This is a genomic window from Halopenitus malekzadehii (assembly GCF_900108505.1).
Taxonomy (GTDB): Archaea; Halobacteriota; Halobacteria; order Halobacteriales; family Haloferacaceae; genus Halopenitus; species Halopenitus malekzadehii.
Genome location: NZ_FNWU01000028.1, coordinates 1 through 17693 on the forward strand (window position 1 = coordinate 1; position 17693 = coordinate 17693).

18 protein-coding genes and 1 pseudogene are annotated in these 17693 nt (G+C 57.3%); 10 read left to right on the forward strand and 9 right to left on the reverse strand.

What is annotated here, in order from left to right; translation table 11 throughout:
* The first annotated feature begins 279 nt into the window (after positions 1 to 279).
* Both BLW38_RS15100 and BLW38_RS15105 read left to right on the forward strand, forming a co-directional pair.
* Positions 280 to 1191, forward strand: coding sequence for a ParA family protein (locus BLW38_RS15100; RefSeq protein WP_092818020.1), 912 nt, complete (start codon positions 280 to 282; stop codon positions 1189 to 1191).
* 14 nt (positions 1192 to 1205) lie between these two features.
* Positions 1206 to 1646 carry a hypothetical protein gene (locus BLW38_RS15105; RefSeq protein ID WP_177167542.1) on the forward strand — a complete coding sequence of 147 codons (441 nt, stop codon included), beginning with the start codon at positions 1206 to 1208 and terminating at the stop codon, positions 1644 to 1646.
* 330 nt (positions 1647 to 1976) lie between these two features.
* Here the strand turns inward: BLW38_RS15105 and BLW38_RS15110 are convergent.
* Positions 1977 to 3600: pseudogene (locus BLW38_RS15110) on the reverse strand (transposase).
* Positions 3601 to 4149: 549 nt separating this feature from the next.
* Between BLW38_RS15110 and BLW38_RS15120 the strand changes: the two are divergent.
* The 6 genes from BLW38_RS15120 (at position 4150) to BLW38_RS15145 (ending at position 10900) form a co-directional block, all read left to right on the forward strand.
* Complete coding sequence (locus BLW38_RS15120; protein ID WP_092818022.1) at positions 4150 to 4551, forward strand: cupin domain-containing protein; 402 nt, start codon at positions 4150 to 4152, stop codon at positions 4549 to 4551.
* 129 nt (positions 4552 to 4680) lie between these two features.
* The gene (locus BLW38_RS15125) at positions 4681 to 7170 is read left to right on the forward strand and encodes a DUF5059 domain-containing protein (RefSeq protein ID WP_092818023.1); all 2490 of its coding nucleotides are present in this window, start codon (positions 4681 to 4683) and stop codon (positions 7168 to 7170) included.
* Between the two features lie 296 nt (positions 7171 to 7466).
* Positions 7467 to 8384 carry a DUF7551 domain-containing protein gene (locus tag BLW38_RS15130; RefSeq protein ID WP_092818024.1) on the forward strand — a complete coding sequence of 306 codons (918 nt, stop codon included), beginning with the start codon at positions 7467 to 7469 and terminating at the stop codon, positions 8382 to 8384.
* A 1-nt stretch (position 8385) separates the two neighbouring features.
* Entirely contained in the window at positions 8386 to 9177 is a 792-nt protein-coding gene (locus BLW38_RS15135) for a DUF7260 family protein (RefSeq protein ID WP_092818025.1), read from the forward strand.
* 158 nt (positions 9178 to 9335) lie between these two features.
* Complete coding sequence (locus BLW38_RS15140) at positions 9336 to 9716, forward strand: metal-dependent transcriptional regulator (RefSeq protein WP_092818026.1); 381 nt, start codon at positions 9336 to 9338, stop codon at positions 9714 to 9716.
* Positions 9717 to 10237: 521 nt separating this feature from the next.
* Positions 10238 to 10900, forward strand: a complete 663-nt coding sequence (locus BLW38_RS15145) for a hypothetical protein (RefSeq protein ID WP_092818027.1) — start codon at positions 10238 to 10240, stop codon at positions 10898 to 10900.
* Between the two features lie 93 nt (positions 10901 to 10993).
* Here the strand turns inward: BLW38_RS15145 and BLW38_RS16400 are convergent, their stop codons facing one another.
* The 6 genes from BLW38_RS16400 to BLW38_RS15170 form a co-directional block, all read right to left on the reverse strand.
* On the reverse strand, positions 10994 to 11131 hold the full coding sequence (locus BLW38_RS16400; RefSeq protein WP_177167541.1) for a hypothetical protein: 138 nt from the start codon (positions 11129 to 11131) through the stop codon (positions 10994 to 10996).
* 102 nt (positions 11132 to 11233) lie between these two features.
* Complete coding sequence (locus tag BLW38_RS15150; protein ID WP_092818028.1) at positions 11234 to 12055, reverse strand: transcription initiation factor IIB family protein; 822 nt, start codon at positions 12053 to 12055, stop codon at positions 11234 to 11236.
* Positions 12056 to 12063: 8 nt separating this feature from the next.
* A complete protein-coding gene (locus BLW38_RS15155; RefSeq protein ID WP_143040921.1) occupies positions 12064 to 12483 on the reverse strand; it encodes a hypothetical protein in 420 nt (139 codons plus the stop codon).
* The gene (locus BLW38_RS15160; protein ID WP_394327091.1) at positions 12464 to 13150 is read right to left on the reverse strand and encodes a polyprenyl synthetase; all 687 of its coding nucleotides are present in this window, start codon (positions 13148 to 13150) and stop codon (positions 12464 to 12466) included. The genes BLW38_RS15155 and BLW38_RS15160 overlap by 20 nt, the downstream gene beginning before the upstream one ends.
* A gap of 152 nt (positions 13151 to 13302) precedes the next feature.
* Positions 13303 to 14787: an MATE family efflux transporter gene (locus BLW38_RS15165; protein WP_092818031.1), complete on the reverse strand. Its 1485-nt coding sequence runs from the start codon at positions 14785 to 14787 to the stop codon at positions 13303 to 13305.
* Positions 14787 to 15386 carry a TetR/AcrR family transcriptional regulator gene (locus tag BLW38_RS15170; RefSeq protein WP_092818032.1) on the reverse strand — a complete coding sequence of 200 codons (600 nt, stop codon included), beginning with the start codon at positions 15384 to 15386 and terminating at the stop codon, positions 14787 to 14789. Before BLW38_RS15170 ends, BLW38_RS15165 begins: the two co-directional genes overlap by 1 nt.
* Before the next feature lie 171 nt (positions 15387 to 15557).
* On the opposite strand from BLW38_RS15170, the gene BLW38_RS15175 reads away from it, so the two are divergent.
* Positions 15558 to 16175: a TetR/AcrR family transcriptional regulator gene (locus BLW38_RS15175; protein WP_092818033.1), complete on the forward strand. Its 618-nt coding sequence runs from the start codon at positions 15558 to 15560 to the stop codon at positions 16173 to 16175.
* Positions 16176 to 16416: 241 nt separating this feature from the next.
* Positions 16417 to 16656 carry a hypothetical protein gene (locus BLW38_RS15180; RefSeq protein WP_092818034.1) on the forward strand — a complete coding sequence of 80 codons (240 nt, stop codon included), beginning with the start codon at positions 16417 to 16419 and terminating at the stop codon, positions 16654 to 16656.
* Between the two features lie 122 nt (positions 16657 to 16778).
* Here the strand turns inward: BLW38_RS15180 and BLW38_RS15185 are convergent, their stop codons facing one another.
* Positions 16779 to 16991 (reverse strand): hypothetical protein, encoded by a 213-nt coding sequence (locus BLW38_RS15185; RefSeq protein WP_092818036.1) that lies wholly within the window; start codon positions 16989 to 16991, stop codon positions 16779 to 16781.
* A gap of 182 nt (positions 16992 to 17173) precedes the next feature.
* On the reverse strand, positions 17174 to 17467 hold the full coding sequence (locus BLW38_RS15190) for an amphi-Trp domain-containing protein (protein ID WP_092818037.1): 294 nt from the start codon (positions 17465 to 17467) through the stop codon (positions 17174 to 17176).
* Positions 17468 to 17693: the final 226 nt, after the last annotated feature.

The following is a 17693-nucleotide window of genomic DNA, read 5'->3' on the forward strand; positions in this document are numbered from 1 at the left end:
GAATCAGTGAATCAGTGAATCAGTGAATCAGTGAATGTTTTAGATTTTGAATTGCGGATCCAAGGATTCTTAACCTGCGCAACAAATTCAATGATTCAATGAAATCCAGACGTTGTGAATCGTTGAATCCAAGATTCAGTGATTCAGTGACGGAAGGCAGAGAACGAAAAATTGCACTCTACAGATATTCAGCTTCTCGTATTCAGCACATTCAGATTAACAGAGGTACGACTGAGTGTCTGACATAGATTTATGAGTCATTGATTCAATGATCGAACTATGACCGAGACACCTCGTGGATGGGGCGTCACACCATCGACTGGCATCCCCACGATCGCCTTCGGCAACCAGAAAGGCGGGACAGGAAAGACAACGGCGACGATCAACAGTGCCGCGGCGCTGGCCACTCGCGACCACGATGTTCTTGCAATCGATATGGATCCACAGGCCGACATGACGAAAGGGCTTGGACTGGGTCCGGGCGACGACAACGATCCATCAAGCCCGAAGAACGAACTCCCCAACACACTAGTCACCGATGACGAGAACCTACTCGACGTACTCGTCGACAATCCGCGCACGCACGATACTAGTCTTTCAGAAATCGTGATCGAAGCCGATGAGTACGACCATCTGAACTTCGACTTGATTCCCAGTCACAAGGACATGGGCCTTGCTCGAGATTGGATGGACGATGCGAATGCTCGTCTCTCGCTGAAACTCGCCCTCGAAGAGATGGTTGACGACGGATACAACTACGATTTCATCGTAGTCGATTGCCCTCCCGACCTCTCAGTCCTGACGGACGCGGCCTTCATCGCGGCTCAGAACGTCTTCCTGGCTGCACAGACCCAAGCAACATCACGGGATGCACTTGACGATCTGTGGGACCAGCTGGAGTCCATCGAGGACAACCAGCAGATCGAGATCGCAATCGTTGGACTCCTGGCGAACATGTACCGGGACGACGGTCAGTCGCAAAAGTTCCTCAACTCCTTCGACGAGTCCTTCGCGTCGATGGCACCGATTTTCAAACTCCCGATGCGAGTAGCAATCCAACGTGCGTGGGACAACGGACGAGATATTTTCGGATGGGAAGACGCGAACGACCAGCAAGTAGAGCGCGACCTCTTCCTGGAGGTTGCGGAGACGATGGAACGAGCGTTTGACAAAACGCAGGTGGAGGCGTAAGAATGCCCCGGGGAATGGACGAGCGGTTCGAGGATCCCTCAGACGAGGTGGATGAGGAGGACGCGGTCGCAGACGAGGAGACCACAGAGACGTCGGAGGAATCGGAAGAACAGGGTCGTGAAACTGCGGCAGCAACCGAGGATCGATCAGATCAGCAGAGAACAGCATCCACGACCGATACTGATTCGTCGACCAGAGAGGCAGGAGAGACAGATGATGAACCGCTGAACATCCGCGAAGATTGGGATTCAGCCACGATATACGTTGAACCGGAGCAAAGCGAGGACATCGAGATCACGTTCACTCGCCTAAAAAAGCAGCTCAAACGCGAGGACATCACGCTGGAGAAAAACAAGCACTTCTACCGCGGTGTTTTCGAGGTAGCGTTTGGCGAGCACCAGGAGGAAACGAAGGAGAAAATTCGCGAACTCGCCAAGGAAGACGTCGATCAGTGAATCACAGATTCACAGAATAAGGAATGTTATGAGGATGGCCCGGCATCGAACGAGGATCTCAGAATCGGCCCTCTCCTGTTCTTTTGAATGCCAAAATGAATCGTCATTCACTATACTATCGAGTCGTTGGTGGGAAAGCCCACAGTTTCGGAGGATAGGCCAGTTTTGGGCTGGGCCGTCGTCTATTCGTGTTCCATTCACCAATTGAGCAGCTATTTTGAACAGTCCTGATCCAATCTGCCAAGAGAACGTCCAAAATTTCGCAGATTCTGGCGCTACTGAACAGCGTTACCACTCTCAGGTGGCGAACTCGGTAAGGGAAGCGACCGGTCAGTCGGGTGGGATCAGCGCCGAAACGACGACTTCGACACATTCACCCGCGGTCAACACGGGCGCATAGTCCATCTCGCCGTCAACGCCAGCTTTCAGCAGGAAGTCCGTGAGCCGCCAGATGTTGTAGAGCAAGACCGCGAACACGAAGTAGAACAGCCTTACACGGTAATCCTTCGAGGAGGTCTTTGCGAGGAAGTCGTTCTTGATGCTCTTGTACTCGTTTTCGATCTGCCAGCGGTGGCTGTAGCGGCGACAGAACGACTCGGCCTCCTCGGGGCCGATTCGGAGATTCGTGGCGAAGACAGTCGTCCCCTCACCATTCGTCGACGGCACGTACAGGAACTGCATTGAGTGACTTCCTGATTCGACGTGAACGGACGCCGATTCTACCGCGACGGCTTGTCCGTTGGCCTCCATTGTTTCTATGGCTTCCCGCTCAGTGCTGTTGATTCGAGTGGGGATGAGATAGTTCACGCCGAGATTTGAGAGCGTCTGGTAGACTCGCTTAGAATCGAACTCGCGGTCACACAGCACGGTCTCTACAGGGACATGTTCTTTTGCTCGTTGAACGAGCCGCCGAACAACACGGTGAACCTGATTCGGCGGATTCCTATCCCACGCTGAGCTCTCCCGAATCGGCTCGACAGCGAGTACCAGCGGAATGTTCTGGCCGATAATCGAGAGTGTCGCAAATTTGAATGCTCGCTCTTCCTCACCCTGCACCCCACTGACCATCGGCATCTCCTCAACGTCGCCGTAGTACGGGATCGTCGTGATGTCGATTGCTGCAGTGACCGGACGCCGAAACGATGCCTCCGAGGCGATAACCGAAAGCAACCGGTCGCTGGCCTCATCGAAGCCCTCGATCAGCGCTTCTGGCTCGAATTGCTTGACCGCTCGCAGGTGCGTGTCCCCATGCGGGCCATACTCTCCCCCCCCGTCGGAACTGAAACCTTGCAGCACCCTGCGCGGTACCACAGCCGACCATCCCCATGAACGTCTGTAGCTCGAAGAACTGCGTATCTTCGTAGGAGGCGTTCTGCGCTCGGCCAGAGTCGAATCCGTCGAAGCCGTGATTTCGTGCGAGGCGTGTCGTTCGGTGGATCTGCTCGTCGGAAAACTCAGCGCCCCCAGACTCGTCTTGCTCATCGTCGTCGGTCGACTCAGGCTTCGAATCTGTGACCTCGTCTTTCGGGCGCACTGCGGGCACTGAGGGACCGTAGTCGTGGATCTCTTTGACCACGTAGTGAGCGGCGACAGTCACGTACTCGCGAACCCCGTCGTCGAATCGGTTCCGCCAAGCTCGAGAGAGGACGGCCTCGTCGGGAACGTGTTCTAGCCCGAACGGTTCAGCGAGTTCCTGGTACGTTTCGAGGGTCCGGTAACTATCGCCCGTGATTTCCCGATAGATGAACAACCGGAGCATCGCCCGAAACGAATCGGGTGCTGGGTGCCAGCTCGGATAGCCGTCCTCAAGATGCTCCATATGGATGGTGACCTCACTCACAGCCGCCCGGAGACACACTCCATCTCGTAGTGTTTCCCTGAGTTTGATTCCTGTCTTGTAGGCGTGGGTCATCCGGCAGGCGCGATCCGAGAGCGGATCTAGCGAGTCCTGCATCACATCTCGATTGCGCTGTCTTGACGGAAGTGGCCCCGGGTCTGGTCTGTGTCGTCCTATTGGTAGCAAATTAATGGTCCAGAGCGTTGTTCGAAGTGTCTGAAGCTTGCCCAGCCTCATTCAGAGAGCGGGAGGATCCCCCCCGCGCTTAAGGGAACATATTCGGGAAAATGCTGATTCAATAGCCACCGCCAGTAGCGTCTGTATGGATTTAGGCGAGCCTAAAATCGTTCGCAGTCAGACGAACACTAAATCAGGAGTTCGAGCAACGCAAAAGCTTGCCAGCATATGAGTGGAATGATACGCGAACATATCGGTCATATTCAGCACACGATCGACGACCAATCACTCCCGGTCCGCTTCGGAATTACTCTTGGGGCACTCCTCGCACTTCCGCTGTTGGGGACAGGTGTCCGAACGGTCGGGACTGCACTAAACCTGGGCTGGCTGACGCTTCCGTTGCTCGCCATCGCCCACGTTCCTGTAGTAATCGTCCTCATCGGCGTCTGGTCGATCGGGTGCGATCTCTGCCGAACGGGGTAACTATCGATGCCCGCCATTGATTTCGACGCGGAGCGAACGTACGAAGACGAGCGTTTCTCCGCACAGGAGGTGTTTCGGACGGATCGCTCGAAGGTCGTCTGTGGCTATTTCGAGCCCGGGCAGTTCATCCCGGTTCATGCGCCGGCGAGTGACGTCGTCATCAGCGTTCGAGCGGGGACCGGTATCATTCGTGAAGACGAGAAGACACATCGAGTTTCGCCAGGTGATATCGTTGTCATCGAGGCGGGAACCCCCCGGGGGATTCGAGCTGACGAGGCCGAGCGGCTCGAAGTATTATTCGTGACGGCACCACCTCCAAGCGACGCCGAACACGAGCCAGTCAGAGAGGGTATCCAGCGCGGCGAGTTCGACCCGACAGGCGCCACGACTAGTGGAGACGGAGACTGATCCACGTATGACGAAGATCCATTCACTGACCGATCAACGACGGGCTCTCTGTGAAAAACAGGGCAATTTAGATTTTAGGTTGGCCAAAAAATCGACGGTTTTACATACTTTTAGGCTGGCCTAAAATATGTGCAAGAGACACGACGAACCTGGCTAAAGGGAACAAGCGCAGCAATAGTCGGCGTTGCCCTCGCGGGTTGTAGCGGAATCTTTGGCGGTGAGGAGTCGACGCCAAACGCTGATGAAGAACAGTCAACGGACGAGACGACCGACACCGACGATACTTCGGATGACGAGGAGGCTGTCCAATCAGATCCGACGCACGCCGCAGTCGCCGCGGAATGGAACGCGATGCGGATGCGGCTTGATGACGCGTTCTCGTTGGGCGTCGCCGGCCACGCCGAGGCGGGGGCGAGCGTCGGACAGGACGTCTTTGCCCGCTTCGAAGGCGCTAATGGCGAGTACGGTGCCCACGAGTTCCTCGAGGAGACGAGTGAGGACAACTACGAGGGCTTCGAGGAGGACGGGCTGGTCGTCATGAACGAGGGGCTGAGGGGTGACGTCGAGGCCGCCCGCGGCGGCTGGGAGGCGGCACACACGAACCTCCGCGAGGCGACCGTCACACGCGTGGGCGAGACCGGGGCGAACGCGCTGGAAGTCCTCCGGTTCGGTACGGCGGTCAACAACGTCGAACTGCTCGCCGCCGCCGGCGACACCGAGGGCGCGGCGTCGGTCGGCCAGGAGGTGCTGGGATGGTGGGAAACCTCGCCCGCTCATGATGCGGTCGAAAGCGCCGACAGTGAGGCCTACGAGTCGCTCGAAGGTGCGATGGAAGACGCGATCTCAGCCGCCCAATCCGGTGACATGGAGTCGCTTCGTAGTGCAACGAGCACGGCGTTGAACGCGTCGGCCACTGGAGCTTATGCCGTCGCTACTAGCGAAGAACTCGCGGGCGCGGGGCAAATCGCGTCCTATCAGGGCCAGGGTTGGGACGCCGCGGCGCTCGCGTCGATGGGCGGCCCCTCGACGGAGTTTGCTCACGCGGCGGCATTGACGATCTATCGGGCACGGATCCACGACGCGGCCTGGCTCTACGAGCGCGGGCACGCCGAGGCGGCGCGGCAGCGCGTCGAGAACGTCTTCGCTCACTTCGAGGGCGCCCGTGCTCACGAGGCTCTCGAAGAGGCCAGTGAGGACGCGTACACCCGGTTCGAGGACGACGGGCTGAGTGCGCTCTCGACCGCCATCGAGAACGACGATGCCGAGGGCGTCGCGTCAGCGGTCGAGACAATCAACGACGCGTTGGTCGAGGGCATCGAGGCGCTGGGAAGCAGTGCCGAGCCGGCGTTGCTCGAGGCGGGTTATTTCAAGGCTCGAATCGAGGACGCTCACGAACGGTACCGTCTCGGTGAAGGGGCGGTCGCTGCCGAAACAGTGCGCGGCCTGTTCGAGACCTTCGAGGCCAACGAGGCCGACTTCCACGAGACGCTAGAAGAGACCGACGAATCGCTGTACGAGACCTTCGAGGAAGAACACCTCAACGGGCTGATCACGGCGTTCGAGGAGGGCAACGACGGGGCCGTCGACGAACACGTGAGCGGCATCCGAGAGACGCTTTTAACCTTCGAGACGGCTGCCGGGTCAACAGCACAGGTGAGCGCCGTCGAGAGCGGCTACATGGCCGCTCGGGTCTTCAACGCAGGCGTTCTCGACGTTCTCGGAGAAAACGAGCGCGCCGGGTCGCTGGTCCAGGCAGCCTTCCAGCACTTCGAGGCGGGGGCTGGCGGGTTCCACGAGGCACTCGAAGAGGCCGACCACGACCGTTATGAGTCCTTCGAGGCCGCTCTCGATGCCGCGTCGAACGCTGCTCAGGAGGGTGGAAACGTCGGAGAACAGTCCCGAGCGTTCAACGACGAGGCGGTCGCGGCGATCTACGCGGTCGTTGAATCCGGCGGCGGGTCGTTCGGCGGGGCAGCGACGTCGATTATGCAAGACACTTTCGCTGCTTTCGAGGAGGCAGAAGTCCACGAGATGCTCGAAGAGGCCGACGAGAGCGCCTACGAAGGATACGAGTCCGCGCTGAACGACTATATCGGCGCGATCGAGTCAGGGTCGGGCGTCAGGAGCGCAGCGACAGCGTACGCCGACGCTTCGATTCGTGCGCAGTTCGCCGTCGTTGGGGCTGTCGACGAAGCCCCTGTCGGCGAGGGTAGCGGCGGCGAGTCGGGGGGCGGGAGTGAGGAAACGGATCTTCAGGGCGGCCCCAACATTCAGGATGGGGTGCCGGACGACGCCGACCACGTGGTCAATATGCAGGCTGTCGCCTTCGAGCCGGAGGAACTGACGATCCAGCAGGGCGATACAGTCGCGTGGGAGCACGCTGCAGGGGAACCACACAACGTCGTTGCATATGAGGGCGAAATTCCAGAAGATGCGGAGTATTGGGCCTCCGGCGGGTTCGAAAGCGAGGAGGCCGCCCGCGAGGGCTGGGAGGAAGGTGAGGGTGCCGTTCAATCCGGCCAATCGTACGTCCACACGTTCGAAGCGACCGGGACACACGAGTACTTCTGTGTTCCTCATGAGGCTGCAGGGATGGTCGGTTCCGTCATTGTCGAATAAGCGATGGTACCGTCGCATTCCACGTGGTATCGTCGCGGACAAGCATCTAAGCGAGGGGCCGCCGATGAGGGGCCACCTGCGAGAGGTGACCAGCTGACGCCTCTCAGAGAGCAGTTAGAGAATCGATACGCTCCCGAGTGGGGTGCGTATTCGCCAGTCCTGAAAACGACACTCGATATGCGCAGCGTCTCGGTCGACAAACAATGCTACAGGACTGACTATGAGTGGTCTGTCGGACCTTCGAACAGGCCCGATTCCGGTTCAAAAAGGCCATCAAATGGGGTTTCAGAGTAAGTATGGTCGGCCCGACACTTATCGACATCAGGGAACACATCGACGGCCTCGGGACCAAAGACGGCCAGTACTACGTCCGCTGTGGCCGCACGGGCGACCGACCGGTCCCGGCGGCCGGCACTCGGTTCCCGGACCGGGCCACCGCACGGGCCGCTGCTCGGGCCACCGAACAGTACCGCTCGGCGCTGCGACGCTACGACCCGCAGGTCCCTTTCTACGACCTAATCGTCTGTGAAGAGATGTCCCGAGACACGACAGCCGCGCACGCACGGGAGTCGGAGACAGACAGCCCCCAAGACAGACTCACCGACCCCGTCCTCACCGACAGCGCCACGCCAGAGCGTCATGACCTCGTCGAGTTCTGCCACCGCGTCGCTGGGGCGGTCTTCGAGACGCTTTCTGAGAGAGGGTACGACGGCGTTGAGAGCGCCGTTATGCACGCCTATTTCCAGCACGCCGAGACCGTGGGCGATCCCGACGAGCTCTGTCTGTGCCTCCTCGAGAGCATGGCTAGCGAACTCCACAAGCGTCTGACCCCTGCCGACCAGGCCGAGGTCCTCACCGACGCCGCAACTCGACTAGAGTCGCCCAGCGACGACGATAGCCCGCTCGATGCGAGCCTCACGGCACTCGAACAGCGGGGGTTCATCGAGAGCTACACGCGCTCACCGTACTCAGTCGGCCTCGACGGCGGTGCCGGAGCCGTCGTCGTACAGATCTCCGGGTACGCGCTTTCAGCGCACGACAAGCGACTCCCCGTGTTGCCGTTGACGCTTGAACTCTGTCGACACCACACGGAGCAGTCCCCACAGTCCGTCCAGGTGACCGCCGTAGACGACGGCTGGCAACTCACGTTCAGCCTCGCGGACACGGGAGACCAGAGCGGCCTCGTGAGTGCGTCGATCGACGGGAAGGTGTGAGATGGCCGTCGACACCTATATCGAGCAAGCGCGAACGCGCGCTCGATCCGAGCAGGAAGCCATCGCTGAGATGCGGGACGCCTACGAGACGTTCATCAATCGGGTACAGCAGCTACAGCCCGAGCAGACGCCGTCATCGGTGGCTGGCCTCACAACAGCCGGTGGGGTCACCCACCTCTCCGCAGACGCGTCCAATACCGATGGCTGTCGGCCTGTCCGAAGGGCGTTCGCTGAAACGATTCGCCCCCACAGCGTCGCCGACATCGACCAGACCGAGTCCTTGCTGGAAACGATCCGCGAGGAGTTTACTGACGCAATCGCAGTAGCACTCGCCCCAACGACAGAGGCCTCGTTCACTCCCGATCTCAAACAGATGGTCCTCGCCGAAGCGCGGTCCCGGAAATCGGAAGCGACCGCGTTACGGAAAGCGCTCGAACGCGAGGAAGCGCACCTCGACGAGGCGGGTGCGGCGATCGACAACATCATCGCCTGGATCGTCGACGCGAACGAGACGCCACTAACCGACCTCGGTTTCGACGCACTGCAACAGCGCCACGATACGTTGGCCAGCCACCGCGACCGCTGTGAGGAGGTGGCTCGCGACCGCCAAGAATTCCTCCGGAAGACGACGAACAACAGTGTCGACGCCGGCGTCCGTCACCGAAGTCTCATGCCGTACCTCTATCAGGATTTCTCAGTCGACCATCCGGTCTTGGCGACAGTCGCAAGACTCACCGAAACGTGTCAAGGATGCCAACGAACCGTGCGAGACCATCTGGTCCGGAGGGCCTGACAGATGACCGAAGGCCCTTGTCGACGACGTGCGAGCGCATGGGCGTGGGTGTATCTCGCGCTCTTCGGAGCCGATGGCGAAGCGACGGACACCGAGACGGAGTCAGCTGATCAGACCAAGGAGTCAACCCAAGAGACGTCAGACGGCCCTGGAACGAGATGAGCGGCGCAGACCAATACGTGCTGGCCGTGTACATCGAATCGCAGCGAAATGGAGCACCAGTCTCCTCGGGAGCCGTGGCTGACCGACTGGACAAATCCCCGCCGTCAGTGACGGAGATGCTCCAGCGACTCGACGACCGTGGGTTGGTGGGATACGAACCGTACGAAGGGGCGACGCTTACGGACGCGGGGCGCGACCGGGCGACAGACCTACACGAGTCGTATGTAACGCTTTCGTGGTTCTTCCGGAGTGTGCTCGATCTGGAGACACACGAGTCGGAGGCAATGGAGCTGGCCGGGGTGTTCGACCCGAGCGTGGCCGACCGGCTCACAACCGTGCTTGCGGTCGAAGAGTTAGAAAAAGAAGACGGTATTTAACCGTTTCTATACGATACACTCAAGCTTGAATTGAAGGCACACATCAAAACTATCCTCCGAGGTTGTGGAAGTCAGAGATTCGGCGTTTGGAAACCTACAAATGAACTCACCGGATATTTGGATGAAAAATAAGAATGTGAGTTTCAGCCTATCTCGGCACGGTTATCAGAGCTATTACCTGAAATCCGATATATTGTAGCGTAGGGACTACACGCCTGCTCAGAGCATCAGTAGATGACGCTCCCTCGTGTTTCATTACTTAGCACGTCCGGGAGGGGTTCTCGACACCCTCCGTTCCCCCGCACATCGTTTCCTGACTAACCGGGAGCCAGATTTATACGAGAGAACCACGCTGTCGACACAAATGCTCAGGCGAACATACCTACACGGCTCTGTTGAAATCCTATTTTTTAGATATGTTCTTAGCTGAAACAGTCGGTTGCTGAAGAGAGCGGATTGAGTAGCTGAGTACAGTCTCCCTGTGATTATTTACAACCACGGAAGCCATCTCCTTGTGACAGATGCACACGGCAAAAGAGTTGGATGGTGCTTCGTTTGAGTATCAGGTCGATGGAGACGTAGTCCCCAGAGAAACAGTGATACCATCCGTGACGTCGGATGACCGAGTGGGTGTCGTGATGGGGACGGGGACTGAGGGACTCGGTGCTGGTAACTTTATTCTCTCGTGTGTCACTGCGTTCTACGATTATCTCAGAGAAACCCGCGAAGAGGATTTCTTCGAGTATCCGGACTACTATACTTTTCAGGCCACCAGCGAACCGGTGGACTACCGGATGCTCGACATCTATCCCGACCACAAAAACGTCACCGTCGAATCTGATGCAGAGCAGCTATTGCGAGCGATCAACGACCGGGCGATAACGACTCTCCTCGTCCCAGATGTGTCACCCACGTCTCCCGACGTAGATAACATCACACTCCAAAGCGCTCATCGACGGATAGATCACTGCTATGTGTATGCTCCAGATGGCCGTCCGAGCAATGCAGAATTCTCAATACGTCAGCCACGCCAGCCGGCAAGGGAATGGTTCGAAACGACTGTTGAGTCACTTACCGGCGACTCTGAGGTAAGCGCTCCCTCATTTGGTTCTGACGATGACTGGATAGACCAGCAGCTCCGGGAGGTCTCGGTTGAACAAGCCCTTGAACGTCTGCCAGTTTAGAAACGTTTTCCAAGAGACCGCTTCTGTCTTGATCGATAGATAGACCCACTGTACTGAGCGATTGGGGTGTGAAACTATCAGCTGATGAGAATTTCAATAGAGCCACTTTCGCGTATCATCTCCCGACGGCCAGAGGCGGAACCGGGTCAGAAGTGTCCCCAAGAGCGTCGTGATGATAACTGTTGCTGCTGGAACCGCTATCCAGAACAGAACCGCCGTGAGCGCCGCCATATCTGTGCAATACCGACCAAGCTGTCCAAAATCTTTCTCTGAGAGTCGTTCCGATAGGATTCACGACCGCTACAAACGTGCTGTATGGGAATTCAACAACGCCTAGTCATTATGAGAACGGACAAAGTCTTCGTAGCGGGCACGGATCGTTGATTCACTCACGCCAGTGAGAGCCGTGAGTTCTGATACGTTGGTTTCGATTTGATATTTGTTCGCTGCATACCACCATGCTCCAGCGAGGATGCCCATATGACGTTTGCCCTGTGCCCATTTGACGGTCTGTGCGTGGTGAAGCAGATCGTTGACGAGCGAGATGGCTTCGGGCGGTGCTGTCGGGTATTGCAGTTCGAACAGGTGGCTTCCGGTTGTGTTGAGTAGGTCGTCACGTCTGTCTCGGAGTGTGGCTGTCGATACGTCGAATTGGTCGGCGATGTCTACCTGGGAGAGGTCAGTGTTGGCGGCTGAGCTTGTGATGTAGAGTACAGCTGCCGCGTACGTATATGGGGAAACCCCACTGGTGACTCCGGCTTCGATACCCAAGTCAGCTATTTGTTGTGCACGAGCTTGGATCTCGTCAGAGAGCGAAAGCTTGTTGCACGCTTCTTCAAGGATTACAGTTGGATCGTCATTCGGTATTCCGAGTTCTAGCGTGTCCGAGATCCGTTTCTTTTCGTTGAGGATCTCTGATTTGGTAGCATCGGAGGCGTCGGCTATCTTGGTCACACGAATTGGAGTCTCTCGCAAGCGACAGGCAATGAGGAAGCATGCTGCAGCTGTACGGGCGGGGGATCGGATCTGCAGCTCTTGCGTTGTGAGTTCTGAAATAAGGAGCTCCGCGTACTGCTGAATGTTTTCGTCCAGATCGAGGGACTGTTGGATTGACGTTAGGTGTTCGAGGACGGCGTCTTGAGATTCCGTGGTCATCTTCTGATCTAGTCACTATCCGGTGAGTTCCGGAATGTGTTGAGGAGCGATCGAGGTCGATATCTGAGTGTGCCGTATCGATATCGGCCGACTATCGCTTCAAACGTTTCGACGTCAAGTTCGTCGAGGGTGCAGGCCTTAGCGCGGATTGACCGCTGGAGAGAGTTCAGTGACTCTTCGGTTGTCTCCATTGCCTCTGCTTCTGACGAACACTCGCCAGCAGTCACAGAATGTTCTTCGCTGTTATCAATGACGACCGTAATAGTATAGATGGCGTCGTACTCAGCGCTACTTTGCCCTATGAGCCGTACAGATATGTCGGTAGATGCAGGGCTCTCGAACTGGAATTCGAACATCGTTTCCTCGTATCGCCCGTTTGCGGTGTGAATCTGCCAGGCGTCCGGGACATTAATCGAGTGCGTTGTCATCGGTTGCTGGGCTCCACTGGTCCTGTTTCGTTACAGTCGTCTCGGCAAACACTCGCAGACGTGTTACGTCTACAGTCTCTGACAGGGTGTCGATAGCCTGGGTAGCGTCATTTCGTCGCTGTTCTGCATGCAGATGGAGTCGTGACTCGTTGACCGTGGGTGGAACAATCATTGCCTCGTTAGGATCCGTATTCAGGATTTGGTGGAACTGACGGGCGGTACTGAGATCGCGTCCGAGTCGCTCACAGTGAGAGCGATCCGGCCCGTCGAAATCAGCCAGCGTCGCTCCGAGGGCGGCAGCACCTTCACCGAGACTTCCGGCTGTTTCGTCGAGAAACATCACTTGATCGTGATCTGCCGATCCGGCCGACGTGTAGGTGCGGGCAAACGCTTCCGTGACGGTTTCGAGAACCGTCGTCAGTGTCTCGAAACAGTCGCCCGGCGGGGAGTCAGGTGCCGAACCGAGTAACGAGAACGCCGCCGTATACAGATAATCCCCCGCCAGCAGCGCCGACGTCGGATCCATCGTGAGTGAGTGCGCGTGGTTGTCAGTGAGCGTAACGAACAGCCGGCTTCGGAGACGGACGTATCCTCGGAGTAGTTCGATCGCGGCGGCGGCAGGAAGGACGGCCCCGTAGTCCTGGCGATCCGACAGGGAATCATACATGCTCACTACCAGCTGTCCATACCACCTGTCGGGGGATTCGTGTAGTACATCCCGGACGAGCGGTAGACTGGCCTCGTCTGCATCATTGAGCACCCGCTCTATGTGCCGCTCGATCCGTGATGAGGGGACGGGGGGTGAGTCAGTCATTGGTATCAATCATCACCAGCAACTGCTTCGACACTCGTTTCGTCGAGATCGACTTTTGATTCGGTCAGGTCGCTCCTGCGCCACGTGCCGCGCTGGTACCACGCGTAGGCGATGATTGCTCCGGCGATGTTCGAGACCGCGAACGACAGCCAGACACCCGTTTCTCCGAACGGGCCTGCGGTGATCCACGCGACCGGGAAGCGAATGACACCGAGCGTCAGCACGGAGATCGCCGCCGCAGTGAGCGTTTTCCCAGCCCCCCGGAAACTGCCTGTGTACGCCCGCATAATGCCCATAAACCCGAACGTCAGTGCGACGTACCGAATGAACTCCGCTCCGATCTCAATTACCTGGCCGGCGTTCGCCTGGTCTGCACCGACGAACACCGAGACGATGGGTTCAGGGAACAGGAAGGCAGCGATTCCCGCGACCGTGAGGAGCCCGAAGAGAACTTTCGCCGCCAGCCACGCCGCCTGCGCGGCTCGGTCCGGTTTGTCGGCCCCGATGTTCTGGCCGGTCATCGTTTCGACACCGCGGGCGACGGCGAGGGCGGGGAGGAAGGCAACTGAGAAGACACGCGTGCCGATGCCGTACGCGGCGACGACTGTGTCCGGAAACATCGCAACGATGACCAGCAGGAGGTTCATCGACAACGCTCGGCCAGTACCTTCGATGGACGCGGGGAGGCCGATGCGAACGAGCCGGCGGAGATACGAGAGGTCCGGGACCATATCTCGGAGGTGGATCTGGACGCCTCGGTTACCGCCGAACATGATCGCCAGGCCCACGACCAGTGCGAGCGCACGCGAGAACACGGTGGCGATGGCCGCGCCCTGAATACCGAGTTCCGGGAACGCGATAGTCCCGACGAGCGGCGCGTTCTCGACGACTGTCCACCCGAAGATCAGGAACGGATCGATGATGATATTGAGTACGACCGACCCAAACATGACAAGCATCGGGGTGATAGTGTCGCCATATCCGCGCATGAGTGCGACGAAGACGGCAAACCCGAACATGAACACGAGCCCGAGCGAAATGACTTCCATGTAACTCGTTGCCAGCGGCAACACGTCTTGCGACGCGCCCATCAGGTCAAGGAACGTGTCGACACCGAAGTACCCGACGCTGCCGAGAAGGATTGAGGCGATGACGGCGAACGTCACCGTCTGGGAGGCGGCGTACTCGGCTTCACGTTCCTCATCCGCACCGGTGAATTGTGCGACGAGGACGCTGCCGGCGACTGAAATCCCCATTCCGAGCGAGATGAGCAGGAACACCATCGGGAACGCGAAGCTGATCGCGGCGAGCGCGTCCGTACTGTACTGGCCGAGCCAGAACGTGTCGGCGAGGTTGTACGCGGTCTGGAAGAGGTTCGTGACGACGATCGGCATCGACAGGAAGAACAGTGGCTTCCCGATGCCGCCCGACGTGAGGTCGAACTCTTCGGGGCCTTTGAAGAGTGAACTGAGACGGCGTAACAGCCCCATTACTGTGCGACCTCCGCTTGCTCGTCGGCGAGCAGCTGTCGTTCGATGTATCTGGTCATCGTGTCGTAGAGTTGGTCAGAGGAGTGGTTGATGGCGACGTGGCGAGTGTGTGCGCCGGTGATCGTCGTTGCGAGGTATTCTGCATCGTGGACTGGATTGATATTATCGTCGAATTCGCCGGTGTCCACGCCAGATGCGAGTATTTCTCGTAACTGTTCGATCAGGAACTCGTCGAAGTCGGTGAGGCGTTCTTGGAGAGTCGAATTGTACGGGGCTTGTGCTGTCAGTTCGAGCATCGCGGTTCGGAATGCTCTCAGCGACGAGTCGGCGTCGGTCGTGAGTAAAACCTGGAGGAGCGCTTCAAGCTGTTCACGCGGCGTGTCACCGTCGTGTGAGTTCACGCGGTCGGTGAACCGCTCGTACAGTTCGTCGAGGAAGGCAACGAACAACTGGTCTTTGGAATCGTAGTGATAGTGGATCGATCCCTTGCTCGTATCTGCTTCAGTAGCGATATCCTGGAGTGTGAGGTTTGCGTAGCCGTGCTCACAGAGGGCACGATACGTCGCATCCAGGATTTCGGTGGCTGGGTCGTCCGCCATTTGGTCAATAACATACTTACTAACTAGTTAGTCAAAAGGGTTTGGAAGGATAATCCGGACGAGGGAACACCGGAGTTCCGGCCTGCATTCAGTATACAGCCGGTATTCCGAATCTCTGGGACTAATGAGGCGGTCAAAACAGTTATCTGGCGCAGGACTAATATTGGACCAATGGCTGAACCGCCGGAACGGACTTCTTCGGATTCTAATGAGGAGATCATGCGTGCGACCTATCGCGTACTTCAAGAACACGGTTACGCTGACCTCACAATCAAGCGGATCGCTGACGAGTACGGCAAATCGACCGCTGCTGTCCATTACCACTACGACACGAAAGACGATCTGCTCGTCGCATTTCTCGACTATATCCTCGAACGGTTCGTCAATACGATTCACGAGGTCGAAACGACCGATCCCGAGCAGCGACTGAATCTCTTACTCGATAAATTACTCGTCGCTCCAGAGGACCATCGCGACCTGTTGATCGCTGTCCTAGAGATGCGGAGTCAAGCACCGTACAAGGAAGCATTCGGAAAGCGATTCCAACAGAACGACGAATACGTCCGGTACATGCTCAAGACTGTGATGGACCACGGCATCCAGGAAGATGTATTCCACGACGTCGACACCGAACATACAGCACGCGCACTCATGACTATCGTTGACGGCGCTCGTGCTCGGGCAGTCGTACTTGACGAAACGGATACGCTTGCAACGGCCAGACAAACCGCAGACGAATATGTGAACGCCGTCCTCAAACCCGAGATAGACGAGGACAAACAGAACTAGTACAGATTGTCGCACCAGTCACAGGGCCCAACGAACGCTTCTCACCCCGAACTCCAACGAGGTCAGGACAACACGGAGATATCGAATCCCGCCCGGAAGAATGACCACCGTCAGCATTTTTCTGACTCCGTAGAAACTGCTTGTATCGGGCAGCGCAATTCTGATAGCCCCGAATGCCAGTACAAGAGACGCCCAACGTATTGGTGGATATTTCTGTTGGTACGCCGTACAAGACGTACGGATGGTCGAGGTCACAGTTGGTTGGATAGAAGATTTTGCGACGACGATCTTCGTCCTCTCGACGATGCTCTCGATGGGGTTGGAGTTGACCATCGACCAACTAGTGGACTCTCTCAAGAAGCGGCGACTCATGGCGAAATCCTTAGTTCTGAACCTTGTCGCCGTTTCGTTGCTCGCATATCTGCTCGTCCTCGCTCTTCCTCTGGAAACCGGATACACGGCCGGGGGATTCTACTCATAGCGATAGCCTCCGGAGTGTGCTTACATCAAGGTGAGACTGACTAGCAGAATTTGCTCTGTTGAAACCCTATTTGATCGACACTCTCTCCGCTGAAACAGCCGTTCGTCAGAACTGCGAATTAGTCACTCTCCTTCCAAGCGATCATCAGAATCATCGACAGTAGGAGCCTCTATGAAGAACTCATTGACGAGATATACAATTGTACCCGTGGCTATGAGGATCAGCAGACCTGCCTCTGATGCCCGCTGGAGGCTCACACCAGTAATTGTGATGGTCGCAACGAGGATTGCCGTACATCGTCGGATTGTCTGACGAAGGAGGGCGGCATCGTCCATATCCTGTCCTCTCATCGCCAAATAAAAATCGCTACTTTTTGTGTCTGTTCATGACAACTGAACCAGGATATACTAGATATGTTCGCTGTACTGACCGTTGAGGATTCCAATCCAATCTCCATCAGAGGGTTTTGACAAAGCCAGATTACCACGTTTGTCTACAACGGAGACCGGCGTACGAATTATTCGTCTGCCGGTACTGCTTCGCCGTCTTCCAGTTGCCATTCGAGTTCGACTTCGAACTCTGCCTCGTCGTCAGTAGTTTCGTACTCGACTTCCAGTTCGAATCGCTCCGGTACCGCCACCGAGAAACCGTTCTCTCCTTCGATGTCGATCGTCCCGTTCTCGACACCAGCAGCGACTTCTCGCAGAATCTCTGCGCCGTCTGCACGATTCATCACCCGCTCACCTTCACGTTCCGTCTCGTCGTCTGCCGATTCTGCTTCGGACTCGGATTCTTGTTCGCCGTCTGCCATACTGGGCTTACGATAGCTGCCAATAAAATATATCGGGCCACATTCCTGACCGGGTTGATCGACGGTACGCACCACGTCCGTCAAGACGAGACCGAGGAGATCCGTTACGAGACTGAACACGAGTTCCGCTACTATAGTAGCCATTAGAACTATCGGCACGGAGTGCTGTACAGTATCTAATGGACCATCTCGACGAAATCTCCGTCGAAGAACTCCAAGACGCGCT